The sequence below is a fragment of the Arthrobacter sp. E1SS-5 genome (assembly GCF_057073715.1).
Window position 1 is genome coordinate 204,818 of the sequence record NZ_CP172703.1, and the last position, 13,246, is coordinate 218,063.

11 protein-coding genes are annotated in these 13,246 nt (G+C 67.7%); 5 read left to right on the forward strand and 6 right to left on the reverse strand.

What is annotated here, in order from left to right; all coding sequences use genetic code 11:
• Positions 1-200 precede the first annotated feature (200 nt).
• On the forward strand, positions 201-1,088 hold the full coding sequence (locus tag ACIGJD_RS01035; RefSeq protein ID WP_483687908.1) for an HAD family hydrolase: 888 nt from the start codon (positions 201-203) through the stop codon (positions 1,086-1,088).
• A 67-nt stretch (positions 1,089-1,155) separates the two neighbouring features.
• Positions 1,156-1,740 carry a histidine phosphatase family protein gene (locus ACIGJD_RS01040; protein ID WP_483687909.1) on the forward strand — a complete coding sequence of 195 codons (585 nt, stop codon included), beginning with the start codon at positions 1,156-1,158 and terminating at the stop codon, positions 1,738-1,740.
• Positions 1,741-1,791: 51 nt separating this feature from the next.
• Here ACIGJD_RS01040 and ACIGJD_RS01045 read toward each other — a convergent pair whose 3' ends face one another.
• Together ACIGJD_RS01045 and ACIGJD_RS01050 are read right to left on the reverse strand one after the other, a co-directional pair.
• The gene (locus ACIGJD_RS01045) at positions 1,792-2,391 is read right to left on the reverse strand and encodes a hypothetical protein (RefSeq protein WP_483687910.1); all 600 of its coding nucleotides are present in this window, start codon (positions 2,389-2,391) and stop codon (positions 1,792-1,794) included.
• 153 nt (positions 2,392-2,544) lie between these two features.
• Positions 2,545-4,788 (reverse strand): catalase, encoded by a 2,244-nt coding sequence (locus tag ACIGJD_RS01050; protein ID WP_483687911.1) that lies wholly within the window; start codon positions 4,786-4,788, stop codon positions 2,545-2,547.
• Positions 4,789-4,974: 186 nt separating this feature from the next.
• On the opposite strand from ACIGJD_RS01050, the gene ACIGJD_RS01055 reads away from it, so the two are divergent.
• Positions 4,975-7,398 (forward strand): phosphoketolase family protein, encoded by a 2,424-nt coding sequence (locus ACIGJD_RS01055; RefSeq protein ID WP_483687912.1) that lies wholly within the window; start codon positions 4,975-4,977, stop codon positions 7,396-7,398.
• A 1-nt stretch (position 7,399) separates the two neighbouring features.
• On the opposite strand, the gene ACIGJD_RS01060 is transcribed toward ACIGJD_RS01055, so the two are convergent.
• The 3 genes from ACIGJD_RS01060 to ACIGJD_RS01070 all read right to left on the reverse strand — a co-directional run bounded on the left by ACIGJD_RS01060 (position 7,400) and on the right by ACIGJD_RS01070 (position 10,119).
• Positions 7,400-8,155: a DUF429 domain-containing protein gene (locus ACIGJD_RS01060; protein ID WP_483687913.1), complete on the reverse strand. Its 756-nt coding sequence runs from the start codon at positions 8,153-8,155 to the stop codon at positions 7,400-7,402.
• Positions 8,156-8,162: 7 nt separating this feature from the next.
• Positions 8,163-9,506: a carboxylesterase family protein gene (locus ACIGJD_RS01065; protein ID WP_483687914.1), complete on the reverse strand. Its 1,344-nt coding sequence runs from the start codon at positions 9,504-9,506 to the stop codon at positions 8,163-8,165.
• Between the two features lie 124 nt (positions 9,507-9,630).
• Positions 9,631-10,119: an inorganic diphosphatase gene (locus ACIGJD_RS01070; protein ID WP_018762663.1), complete on the reverse strand. Its 489-nt coding sequence runs from the start codon at positions 10,117-10,119 to the stop codon at positions 9,631-9,633.
• 156 nt (positions 10,120-10,275) lie between these two features.
• Between ACIGJD_RS01070 and dacB the strand changes: the two genes are divergently transcribed.
• Positions 10,276-11,772, forward strand: a complete 1,497-nt coding sequence (gene dacB, locus ACIGJD_RS01075; protein WP_483687915.1) for a D-alanyl-D-alanine carboxypeptidase/D-alanyl-D-alanine endopeptidase — start codon at positions 10,276-10,278, stop codon at positions 11,770-11,772.
• Here the strand turns inward: dacB and ACIGJD_RS01080 are convergent.
• A complete protein-coding gene (locus ACIGJD_RS01080; protein ID WP_483687916.1) occupies positions 11,769-11,894 on the reverse strand; it encodes a hypothetical protein in 126 nt (41 codons plus the stop codon). The genes dacB and ACIGJD_RS01080 overlap by 4 nt on opposite strands.
• A 152-nt stretch (positions 11,895-12,046) precedes the next feature.
• Here ACIGJD_RS01080 and ACIGJD_RS01085 point away from each other — a divergent pair, with 152 nt between their 5' ends.
• Positions 12,047-13,222 (forward strand): zinc-dependent metalloprotease, encoded by a 1,176-nt coding sequence (locus ACIGJD_RS01085; protein WP_483687917.1) that lies wholly within the window; start codon positions 12,047-12,049, stop codon positions 13,220-13,222.
• The last annotated feature ends 24 nt before the right edge of the window (positions 13,223-13,246 follow it).

Consider the following 13,246-nt stretch of genomic DNA (forward strand, 5'->3'; position numbering starts at 1 on the left):
CATTCCCCGTCCCGCAGACAATTCCCTAGTGAACGGCGGGGGGATTAGTCCGATTTGAGGGGAGTCCTGCCGGGCCCATCGTTCCGCCGTTAATGCGAGCACATTTGAAGAGTGTGGAAACCCGCCGAGTTAATCAACAGTTCAATAAACCTGTGGTCCCCGTCCTAGCGCGTGTCAGTTACGTCTGGTTCACTATGTGGATGACAACGCTGACTGAAACCTCAGTCGCCGGCAACGATGACCGGCGAGAGAACAACAAGAACAACACCCTGAACAACATCGAGTTCACCGCTATCGACCAGAAGTTCATGGTCGCCCTGGACGTAGATGGCACCTTGGTGAACCATGATGGCCACATGTCCCCTGGGGTACGCGAGGCGGCGCAGGCCGTAGTGGCCGCCGGGCACGAGGTGATGATCGCCACCGGCCGTTCCCTGAATGCCACGCTTCCCATCATCGAGAAGATCGGCATCGAGCGCGGATACGCCGTCTGCTCCAATGGCGGCGTGACGCTTCGGCTCCATCCCGGGTTGGAAAAGGGCTACGAGGTGATCCACAAGGCCACCTTTGATCCCGCCCCCGCCCTGCGCGCCCTCCGCGAACGCCTCCCGTCCGCCAAGTATGCGCTGGAGGATGCCGACGGCAACTTCCTGTCAACGGAGCGGTTCCAGGACGCCAGCTTTGGCGTCGAGGCCGTGGGGGTCGACTTCCACACCATGCTGGAGTCTACCGCCGTCCGCGTTGTGGTGTTCAGCACCGAGAACACGCCCGAGGAGTTCAACGAGGCCATCAACCACGTGGGCCTGGCGGGAGTGACCTACTCCGTGGGCTGGACCGCATGGCTGGACATCGCGGCCGCAGGGGTGACCAAGGCCAGCGCCTTGGAAAACCTCCGGGTGCGGCTCGGCTTCGAGGAGCACCTCACCGTTGCCGTGGGTGACGGCCGGAACGACATCGAGATGCTCACCTGGGCAGGCCGCGGCGTCGCCATGGGGCAGGCTCCGGCCGAAGTGGTGGCCGCTGCGGATGAGGTCACCCACTCAGTGCACGACGACGGCGCCGCCCACGTGCTGCGCAGCCTCCTGTAAGGCGCCTGTAGACAAAGCCCGCTGCCGCGATTCCGGTCCCGGCCCGGAGCCAAGGCAGAATAGGTGCATGACCCTTACGACGTTCGCCCTCGTCCGCCATGGCCAGACCGACTGGAATGCCGAGCGCCGGCTGCAGGGGGCAACCGACATCCCCCTGAACGACGTGGGACGCGGCCAGGCGCGGGACGCCGTCGCCATCCTTGCTCCGTACGAGTGGGACGCGATCGTTTCCTCGCCGCTGAGCCGCGCCGCCGAAACCGCGGACCTCATTGCCGCGGGGCTCGGGCTGACAGTATCCCGGCGCGTTCCGGAACTGACCGAACGCAGCTTCGGCCCCGCTGAAGGGATGCAGGCCGGACCGGAGCTGGACGCGCTTCGTGTCCCCGGCGGGTTCAAGGGTGCCGAAAGCGAAGACGAGGCCGCGGACCGTGGGCTTGCAGCACTGGAAACCTTGGCGGAGGAGTTCCGGGGCCAGCGGCTCCTGGTGGTCACTCACGGAACCCTGCTGCGCGTCAGCCTCAGCCGCGCCATCGGCCAGACTTTGGCCAGCGTGGACAACGCCGCCCTCAACCTGGCGCACCACCACGCAATCGATGGCTGGAAACTGGAGTACTTCAACGGCGAGCCCGTGATGGCGGCTACCGGCAGCTAAGGAGCCCAACGGGCCCAAACAGAGGACGACGGCGGCACCCGGCTGACGCGGTTAACCCGCCGCCAGGATCAGCGCCAGCAACCGGGCAGCTGCGGGCCGCGCGGCATGTTCCTCGTTCCACTGCGCCCGCGCGACGGCTTTGCTGACGGCCTGGGTGGTGATCCCCAGTTCCTGCGCCACCGCTTTCTGCTGCCCGCGGACGCCGGGAGTCAAGAGGTCCAGGACCCGCCATTCCGCGCCTGAGCGTTCCCGCACGATGTGGCCCAGCAACCGGAGGATGGCTTCGGCATCGTGGGCTACGTCAGCCCGCGGCCCCTCCACGGCAACCGGGATCCGCTCCTTGCCGTTGCGGAGCCGGTCCACCGCGCGGCGGGCGTAGACCAGGCCGTGGCCGGATGCATGCTTGATCTGGTTGGGCAGTGGCTCATCCACCGGCCCTGCCCCGATGCCCACGTACCAGTGCCCGCTGCGAAGGGCGATGAGGGCGGCGTCCACGGCCTGGTTCGGGCAGTCGACAATTCCCTGGACCTCGTCCTCGACAGACCGGTCGAAGTCCAGCCGCGCGGGAATGTGCCGCAGAGCCTTGAGCAGCTGCGGCACCTGGTCGCCGTCGCGCCGGCTGTCCGTCTGGTTGATGGTGAGGGTGAACATTCTGGGTCCACCCTACCCGGAAGTAGGAACTGGGGAACGGCCGGATTCTGCACAAGGCAGCCCTGAGTAACCCGCCAAGACACGGCCGGGGCCCGCATCAGTGTTCGATGCAGGCTCCGGCCGTGGATCCGCAGACCAGGGGCCGCGCCCGGCCTACCGCTCTGCGGGCGAAGCTGCGGGACCAGCTGCTCCGGTTGCCGGGAACCGGTCCCAGGCGCGGTGCGCGGCGAGCAGCCCGGAAACTTCGGCAGTCACGTCGGCAGCGTTGTCTCCCGCGGCGACGCCTACCGTTTCCTGCTGGATACCGATCGCCTCAAGAACGGCGGAGCCGGAGCCCCAGACGCCGATGGCCTTGGCGTGGCGGTACGCCTCGGACAGCATGAGGGCCACCCGCGGATCCGGGCCGGCAACCGGCTCCCCGGCCTTGGCGTCGCGCCCGGCGGTGGCGTCAGGGCCGGGCTGCTTTCCTCCGGCGACGATCAGCGCATCGAACTCGGTTGACCGCGCCGTAAGGAAGGTGCGCTGCACCGTCACCGAAAGCCCGTCGGAGGAAAGCATGCCGCCTGTTGGTGCGATGACCAGCGGAACCATGCCATCGCCGTCGAGCGCTTTGCGGGCCGCCTCCACTTCGGCCAGGTCGCTGGAGGAATCGGCAATAATGCCCACCACCCGCCCGGCAACCGGCCAGGTTTTACCCACCTGGGACACGGCCGGGCTGGGGCCGCGGTCCGCGACCTGCTCGGTGGCTTCGGGGGCGGGCATGCCCAGACCGGCGGCGACGGCGGCGCAAAGCCCGGCGTCGATGTTGGCCAATGCCTGGAGCTGGCGTTCGCGGACGGCGGTTTCGAAGCACTTGCCGAGTTCGAAGGTGTACGCCTGGATCACGTGGTCCTGCTCCACCGCGCTGAGGCTCCGGAAGAACAACCGGGCCTGGCTGTAGTGGTCGTCGAAGGAGGCCGGGTTGCGGCGTTCCTTGATGGATTCCGCAACCGCCTCGGGCACGTCCACATACGCACCCATGTCCTGCCCAGCCAGGAAGGGGCAGCCGCCGTCCAGCGAATTGGGCCGGTACGGCGCTACTCCGGCGTGGTCCGCCGTCTGGTGCATGCCGTCGCGGAGCATGTCATTGACCGGCGCGTGCGGCCGGTTGATGGGGATTTGCGCGAAGTTGGGCCCGCCCAGGCGCGAGATCTGGGTGTCCAGGTAGGAAAACAGGCGCACCTGCAGCAGGGGATCGTTGGTGACATCGATGCCCGGCACCAGATGCCCGGGGTGGAACGCCACCTGCTCGGTCTCTGCGAAGTAGTTCGTCGGGTTCGCGTTCAGGGTCATGAGCCCGATGGGCTGGACCGGCGCGAGTTCCTCGGGGACGAACTTGGTGGGATCGAGCAGGTCGATGCCCTCAAACATCTGGTCTTCGGTGTCCGGGAACGTCTGGATACCGAGCTCCCATTCCGGGTAGGCGCCGGCTTCGATGGCGTCGGCCAGATCGCGGCGGTGGAAGTCCGGGTCCATGCCGTTGATGATCTGGGCTTCCTCCCAGACCAGCGAGTGCACGCCCTGTTTGGGCTTCCAGTGGAACTTCACCAGGGTGGTGTCACCGGCGGCGTTGACCAGCCGGAAGGTGTGGACGCCGAAGCCCTCCATGGTCCGGTACGACCGGGGAATGCCGCGGTCGGACATGTTCCACAGGGTATGGGCCTGCGCCTCGGTGTGGAGCGACACGAAATCCCAGAAGGTGTCGTGCGCGCTTTGGGCCTGCGGAATTTCGCGGTCCGGATGCGGCTTGGCCGCGTGCACTACGTCCGGGAACTTGATGCCGTCCTGGATGAAGAACACCGGGATGTTGTTTCCCACGAGGTCGTAGGTGCCCTCATCCGTGTAGAACTTGGTGGAGAATCCGCGGGTGTCCCGGACCGCATCCGCGGAGCCCCGGGAGCCCAGCACGGTGGAGAACCGGACGAACACCGGCGTCTCCACGTCCGCGGCAAGGAAACCGGCGCGCGTGACTTTGGCAGCCGTCCCGTAGGAACGGAACACGCCGTGGGCTCCCGCGCCCCGTGCATGGACCACGCGCTCAGGAATCCGTTCATGGTCGAAATGGGTAATCTTTTCGCGCAGATGATGGTCCTGCAGAAGGATGGGACCGCGCGCCCCGGCCTTCAGGGAATGGTCCGTATCGTGCAGCCGCAGCCCCTGGGCCGTGGTCAGGTACTGGCCGGACTGGGCGCGGGCGGTGGCCGGCGCACCCGTCGGGCTGCCGGTGGGGGATACGGCTTCGGGGCCGCGCTGGTCCGGTTTCGGGGGCAGCGGCTCCCGCGGGGTGGTGGGCTCCTCGAGTGCCGGAGGTTCGCTGGACGGAACTCCGGGAATTACGACGTCGTCTTCGGCTGGCATGTCTTGATCTCCCCACATTTGATGTTCCCAGCCTTCGCCGCAGCGAAAACTAAGCTTGCTTATTACCCTACAGGTGCCCACGGCCCACAGGGCAAGGTTCGACGGCGGGGGTTGCCTGCCTGCCCCTTCATCTGTTGCGATGGGGGAACGGCCGCCTGCAGCGGCACACCCGAGGTGAGGATGGTTATGGCCGGCAGCACTGGGCAGGATGAGATGCAGGACGAAACACCGCAGAATGACCTTCCCCAGGAAGAACTCGAACTCGTCGACAAATGGTGGCGGGCGGCCAATTACCTGTCGGTAGGCCAGATCTACCTGCGCTCCAACCCGCTGCTGCGCGAACCGCTGCAGGCCGAGGACACCAAGTCCCGCCTGCTGGGCCACTGGGGCACCACCCCTGGACTCAACTTCGTCTATGCCCACCTGAACCGCGCAATCCGCCGCGACAACCTCGAGATGCTCTTTGTTGCAGGCCCCGGCCATGGCGGTCCCGCCGTCGTCGCCAATGCCTGGCTGGAGGGGACGTACTCCGAAATCTATGCGCACGTGGGCAATGACGAGGCCGGCCTGGCCGAACTATTCCGGCAGTTCTCCTACCCCGGCGGGATCCCCAGCCACGCGGCCCCGGAAAGCCCCGGCTCCATCAGCGAGGGCGGCGAGCTCGGGTATTCCCTGGCCCACGCCTACGGATCGGTGTTCGACAACCCCCAGCTGGTGACCGCCGTCGTCATCGGTGATGGCGAGGCGGAGACCGGGCCGCTGGCCGCCAGCTGGCACTCGCACAACTTCCTGGACCCGGCCGTGGACGGCGCTGTGCTGCCCATTCTGCACCTCAACGGCTACAAGATCGCCAACCCCACCGTCCTGGCCCGGATGCCGCAGGAGCAGCTGGAGCAGCTGCTGCGCGGCTACGGCCATGAGCCGTACTTCGTGACAGTGGCGGACCCGGATGACACCGCGCAGGCACACCGGGATTTCGCGGCCGTGCTGGACCGCTGCCTGGCCGGTATCAGGGCCATCCAGGACGCCCACCGGCAGGACGCGGCCGGGGAAGAGGCGGGGGAGCGCGGGCACCGCTGGCCCATGATCGTCCTGCGCTCGCCGAAGGGCTGGACCGGGCCCCGCACCGTGGACGGGCTGCAGGTAGAGGGCACCTGGCGGGCCCACCAGGTGCCGTTGTCCGAGGTCCGCACCAATGGCGAGCACCTGAAGCAGCTGGAGGAGTGGCTGGAGTCCTACCGCCCGGACGAACTGTTCGACGGCGACGGCCGCCTCCGGCCCGACGTCGCCGAAGCCGCGCCCACCGGCGACTTCCGCATGAGCGCCACACCGCACGCCAACGGCGGGCTGCTGCGGCGCGCGCTGAAACTGCCCGCATACCAGGACCACGCCGTGGAGGTTCCCAGCGCCGGCGTCGAGCGCGTCAGCCCCATGGTGACGCTCGGCTCCTGGATGCGGGACGTCATCGGGCAGAACATGGAGAACTTCCGGCTGTTCGGCCCGGACGAGACGGCGTCCAACCGGCTCCAGAACGTTTACGAGGTCACCGACAAGGTGTGGCAGTACCGGATTGACGACGTCGACGAGCACCTTTCGCGCTCCGGCAGGGTCCTGGAGGTGCTGAGCGAGCACCTGTGCCAGGGCTGGCTGGAGGGTTACCTCCTGACTGGACGGCACGGGGTGTTCAACTGCTACGAGGCCTTCGTGCACATCGTCGACTCCATGTTCAACCAGCACGCCAAGTGGCTGAAGGTGTCCCGCAAACTGCACTGGCGCCAGCCCGTCCCGTCGCTGAACTACCTGCTGTCCTCGCACGTGTGGCAGCAGGACCACAACGGGTTCTCGCACCAGGACCCGGGGTTCATCGACCATGCCGTGAACAAGAAGGCCGAGGTCATCCGCGTCTACCTGCCGCCGGATGCCAACACCCTGCTGTCCGTCATGGAGCATTGCCTGGCGTCCACGGACTACGTGAACATCGTGGTCAGCGGCAAGCAGCCCTCGCCCACCTGGCTTGGCCCCGCCGACGCCGCCAACCACTGCCGCCGCGGCCTGGGCATCTGGACCTTCGCCGGCTCGGAAGTGCCCGGCGAGGAGCCCGATGTCGTGCTTGCGTGCGCGGGAGACGTCCCCACCGTGGAGACCGTGGCAGCCGCCGAACTGCTCCGCGACGGTGCGCCGGGGCTCAAGGTCCGCGTGGTGAACGTGGTGGACCTGATGCGGCTCCAGGACGAGAGCGAGCATCCCCACGGCTTGCCGGCCCACGACTTCGACGGGATCTTCACCCCGGACAAGCCAGTCATCTTCGCTTACCACGGCTACCCGGCGCTGATCCACCGGCTGGCCTACCGGCGGACCAACCAGCAGGGCCTGCACGTGCACGGTTATAAGGAAGAGGGGACCACCACCACGCCCTTTGACATGGCCATGCTGAACGGCATCGACCGCTACACCCTGGCCATCGACGCCATCGACAGGGTTCCCGGCCTGGCCGAGAAGCACTCACTCCTGCGCCAGGAACTGCAGGACCGCCGCGCCCGGGCCCGCGAGCACACCCGTACCCACGGCGAGGACCCGGAGGAGATCCGCAACTGGAAGTTGGGCGGCTGACCTAATCCTGCGGGAGTTCGTCCAGGGGGCAGGACGGCAGGTGGATCCAGCCTTCGCTGCGGGCGGCAGCCGCGTGGGCGGCATCCGGCAGGAGCGTACGACGGCGGGCCACGGCCCGGGCGGTCAGCGAGGCGATAACGGCGTCAAACAGGTCGTCCGAAGCGGTGATCCGGTCCCGATGGCCGGCCAGGTCCAGCCACGGGGCCTGCTCTTCGAGGGCCGCCAGCAGGAGGCCCAGGCGTTCGGCTTCGGGGACGCCGCGGCCCTTATAGCCGCGCCCGTTGAGGCCCCAGATCTTCAGTGATGCCGCCGGGTACACCTCGGCAAGGCGCCCTGAGCCGTCGCGCAGCTGCGGGCCGTGGAGCGCCGCGATCTTTGCCTGGATCACGGCGCAGCGCATGGCGGGGTGGGCCAGCCTGTCCGCGGACACGCTGAGCGGAATCAGCCCTGTTTCCCTGGTGACGAAGCGGTCGGTGTCCCGGTAGGCCAACAACCTGCGGCCGGCGATCCCGTCGTGCCCAAGGACCGGGGCGGCATCGAAGTTCAGGTGGCCGGCCAGGAAGGGGATCAGCGCGTCCGGCCAGCCCACGGGACAGTCGACGCCGGTCATGTCACAGGTGCCGAACAGGTCCACAATCTCCTGGTCGTTTACGTCCAGGGCAAGGTGGGCGAGTGTGGCCTGGTCATCGCGCCATTCGATGACCGCCACGGCGGTCTTCTTCGTGGCGGCGGCCAGGTCCACGCCAAGGGTCCTCATTGTCCTGTCAGACGCGCCGGTAGCGGAGGGCGTCGTCCACTGCACCGGCCTCACCCAGGTCATCCCCGCGGGCAAAACCGGCCCACAAGGACCTCACCGCCCTGCCGGTCATGTCCACGTCCTCCCAGCGGGTGCCGGCGATCAGCCCCACACCCTCCCAGGTCTTCCGGTTTCCCAACAGGAGCGGCAGGTCCACAGTATGGGCGGCGCCGAAGATGTTGCCGGGCGCGTGCCAGTCCATGACGTAGCGGTGCACTTGTCCGCCTGCTTTGGCATGCCGGCGGGCGAAGCGACGGGTTGCCCGTCCGTACACGGTTTCGGTCACCACCCAGTCGATGGCCCGCACGGCGGCACGGCCCACAAGTGGAACCCTGGCCAGGCGCATCAGCCGCGGGCTGCGGGGGAGGAACAGTCGCGCCTCCTCCGAGGTATGCCCGATCAGCACCTCGATGGCAGGGGCAGTCCGGTTCCACGCCGCCTCGATCCCGGACTCCTCGGGGAGCGGATCGTGGCCATACTGGGTGCCAAAGGGCATGGCCGCGAGCATGCCGAACTTCTTGGCCACCTGCGTGACCCGTGCTTCGAGGGCCACCACGTCCATGGCGGGCGTCTGTTCCGTGACTCCGTTGGCAGCGACGCCCATGGCGTGGTTCATTTTCGCCCGGCCCCGGGTGATGCCCAACGGCGCACTCTGGATGATGGCGCGCTGGAAGAGGGCCGGCGCTTCCGGCGTGGCCATCAGGTGGGCGATCGCATCACCACCGGCGGACTGGCCGAAGGCAGTGACCCGGCCGGGGTCGCCGCCGAAGGCAGCGATGTTCCGCTGCACCCAGCGGAAGGCCTCGAGCTGGTCGAGGAGCCCCAGGTTGCCGGGACGCCCGGCAGGCGTCGCCAGGAAACCGAACAAACCCAGGCGGTACGTCACGGAGACCACGAGGACCCGGTTCTCGGCCACCAGCCGGGCAGGGTCAAAGATCGCCAGGTCCCCGGATCCCGTGGTGTAGGAACCGCCGTGGATCCAGACCATGACGGGCAGTTTCTCGTCAGGCATGAGGTCGCCGGGCATGGTGATGGACAGGTTCTGGCAGTCCTCGCTGCCGGGAAGCTCACCATATTTGGTGCCCAGGACGGCGTCGAGGAACGGCACCGGCGCCTGGGGGCACGCCGGGGAGAGGGACGTTGCGGCAAACTCGGCAGTCCAGTCCGGGACCGGGGCCGGCGGTTGGAACCGTTGGGCCCGGGCGTAGGGGATGCCGGTGGCACGGATGACGTCACTGTCGCGCCATCCGCTGACGGGACCGCAGGGCGGGTGGAACAGAAGCTGGGAGGTCAGGGCTGGCTCGGGACTCACAGCCCCACCATGCCACAAGTTCACGGGGCCGGTTCAAACGGAAAGTCCCCGCCTTCCGGACAATTCCCCCTCGCGTTGCGCGGGGATTTGTCCAGCAGACGGGGACTTCTGGTCCGCCGGTAAATCAGTGTCCGGTGGGCACGTAGCGCTTGATGGACGCTTCCAGCTCGGCTTCGGCGGCGGCGCGGTCGCCCCAGCCCTCGGCCTTGACCCACTTGCCGGGCTCCAGGTCCTTGTAACGGGTGAAGAAGTGCTCGATTTCCTTGATCAGGAATTCGTTGACGTCGCTGACTTCCTGGATGTGGTCAAAGCGGGCATCCACGGGAACGCAGAGGATCTTGGCGTCTCCGCCGCCGTCGTCGGTCATGTTGAAGACGCCGATGGGGCGGGACTCAACGATGACGCCGGGGTGCAGGTCGAAGTCCTGCAGGAGCACCAGTGCGTCCAGCGGGTCGCCGTCCTCGCCGAGGGTGTTCTCGAAGTACCCGTAGTGCGTGGGGTACTGCATGGAGGTGAAGAGGACGCGGTCCAGGCGGACGCGGCCGGTCTCGTGGTCAACTTCGTACTTGACGCGTGATCCCTTGGGGATCTCGATGGTCACGTCGTGCTTCATGGGAATGCTCCTCGGCAATTGCAGGGGGTGCGCGGCACACTTGACGGGCCCACAAAAAAGAGTGTCGGTGCCGCCGACTACAATTGAGGATATAGCGAGAGGCCCTGGAATCAGGAACTTGTGGGGAAATTTCAGGACTTGAGGACCAGCACCAGCATGACCAAATCAACCGGCGGGGAACCGTTGCGCGCCCGTCGGTCCAGCCGTCGGGAAAGCCAGGTCCAACGTCCGCGCAAGCCCTGGCCGCTGGCCCTCGCCGCCTTGATCCTGGTCGTCCTTGCCATCCCGGGAGTCCTGCTGGTGGTCCCGGGATTCAGAGGCCCCGGGGCTCCGGCGCCCGCCCCCGCGCCGCCTGCATGGCAGCAACCGCCCGCCACGCTTTCCGCTCCGCAGGTGCTTGCCCCGCTCCAGCCGTCCGCTCCGGTCCCCGCGCAGCCGGCGGTGACAGCGCAGGTGGACCCGGTGTTGAAGGCCGACGGCGGCGGTACTTTCACGGGCATGGTGCAGGACGCGCTCACGGGCCAGGTCCTCTTTGACCGGGGCGGCGCGGAAGGCCGGGTTCCGGCGTCGAACCTTAAGCTGCTCACATCGCTGGCCGCGCTGCGGACCATGGGCCCCGACCACCGCTTCACCACGCGGGTGGTGCAGGGCCCTGCCCCGGGACAGGTGGTGCTGGTGGGCGGCGGCGACGTCCTGCTGGGCGCCGGGGAGTCGCAGCCGGAACAGGTGATGGGCCACGCGGGCCTGGCCACGCTTGCCGCAGCCACCGTGCAGGCGTTGCAGGCCGCCAGAACCACCGGGGAAGTCACAGTGCTGGTGGATGATTCCCTCTTTTCAGGTCCCGCATTGAACCCCAACTGGCAGTCCGGCGACGTGGAAGCCGGGGAAATCGCTCCGCTGTACCCGCTGGCGCTGAACTCCGGGCGGTTCGATCCCGCCGTCACCACCGGCCCCCGCCCGCAGGACTCCGCCGTGGCTGCGGCCCAGGAATTCGCTGCCCGGCTCCGTGCGGCAGGTGCCGGCGCGGGACTCACCGTTGCGGCCGCCGTCGAACGTTCCCCCGGAGCTTCCCCATCCAACGCCGCAGTCCTCGCTGCCGCTGAGTCCGCCACCGTGGCGGAGCAGGTGAACCTCATGCTGCAGGTCTCGGACAATTACCTGGCCGAGACCATGGGGCGCATGGCAGCGGTGGCCACCGGGCGGCCGGGCAGCAATGACGGCGCCACCGCGGTGGTTGCCGCCGAAGCCGGGGCCGCGGGCTTGTCCCAGGACACCATGAAGCTCGTGGATGTTTGCGGACTGGCCATGGGCAACCAGGTTTCGGCCCGCCAGTTCACGGACGTGGTGCGGGCCATCACCACCGGTGCCGATACCAGGCTTCGTGCCGTCCTGGACGGCTTCCCGGTGGGTGGCTTGTCCGGCACTTTGGACATGCGGTACGGAGACGCCACCACCTCCGGCGGAGCCGGGCTGGTGCGGGCCAAAACCGGGACCTTGAACACGGTGCTGGCGCTGAGCGGCTATGTGGTGGACGCCGATGGCAGGCTCCTGGTGTTCTCGTTCCTCGGCAACGGCCTGACGCCCGGGGCAGCCGGCAACAAGGAAGCACTGGACAGGGCGGCCACGGCACTTGCAGGCTGCGGCTGCCGCTAATACCGCTGCCGCTGCTGCGGCTGGACTCCCAGGAACGCAGCCATCACGACGGCGGCAAGCACCGATGCCCAGCCCTTGCGCGGGCCCGCGGCCAGGGGAGGAACAGGGCGGTAGGGGATCATGGCGGCCTCCTTCGGGGCGGTATCTTCCTGTAATTCCAGCTTGGCCGCCCTGGCTGGGGCCGCGCTTTCGGCCTCCTGTGCAGCGGCTGTGGAAGTTCGCCGGTGAGCGAACTTAAGGACGATCCCCAGCCTGCTGTGTTCTGATGGGACTCATGGAGTCCACTGCGCGCGAGTCCGCATCGACGTTGTCCTCAGCAGCCCAGTCCAGCGGGGCCCAATCCAATGGGGTCCAGCCCGACCAGGCGCAGGCCCTGATCAACTGGGACCTCGCTGCTTCCACCGCCGCGCGGCTGGCTCCGGCCGGTCCTGTGCTCGACGAAAAGGCCATCGGCGATGCGGTGGACAGCCTGCGCCGTCTTGCGGACGCCTCAGTGCAGCACGTCCATGAAATCACCGGGCTGGAGGCGGCACGCGACCTCCGGGACTCCTCGGTGCTGGTGGTGGACCGGGCATCGTGGGCCAAGGCCAACACCCAGAGCTTCGCGGTGATGCTCAAGCCTGCCATGCAAAAGATGCTGGACAGCCGGCGCGGATCCCTGAGCCCCTCGGCGGCCGGCGTCAGCGGCGCCATCACCGGCAGCCAGTTGGGCGCCGTCCTGGCCTTCCTGTCCAGCAAGGTTCTGGGCCAGTACGACCCCTTCGCCGCACTGGCCGAGAACTCCACGGCTCCCGCCGGCGGCCGGCTCCTGCTGGTGGCGCCGAATATCGTCTCGGTGGAGCGCGAGCTCAACGTCACGCCGGAGGATTTCCGGCTCTGGGTATGCCTCCACGAGCAAACCCACCGCGTCCAGTTTGCGGCCGCACCCTGGCTGCGCCACCACATGCTGGAGCAAATCGACAACCTCAGCGGCCACCTCCTGGGCAACGTCGATTCCCTGATGGAGCGGGCCTCCGCTGCCGCCCGCTCCCTGAAGGACCGCTCGGCAACCGGTGACGCGCCGCGCCGCGGCGCCATCCTTGACCTGCTGCAGGACCCGGAGGAAAAGGCCGCCATTTCACACCTCACAGCGGTGATGAGCCTGCTCGAAGGCCATGCCAACGTGGTGATGGATGCCGTGGACGCCGGCATCGTCCCCTCGGTCAAGACCATCCGGCAGCGCTTCAACGACCGCGGCAAGGACCGCGGCGTGGTGGAGAAGTTCATCCGCAGCCTCCTGGGCCTGGACGCCAAGATGCGCCAGTACTCCGACGGCGCCCGGTTTGTCCGCGCTGTGGTGGATGTGGCAGGCATGGACGGGTTCAACAAGGTCTGGGAGTCGGCGGACCACCTGCCCACCGAGCCAGAGATCCACGACGCCAAGCTGTGGCTTGAGCGGATGGGCCTCTGATTGCCTGACGCCCAGTTGCCCGAA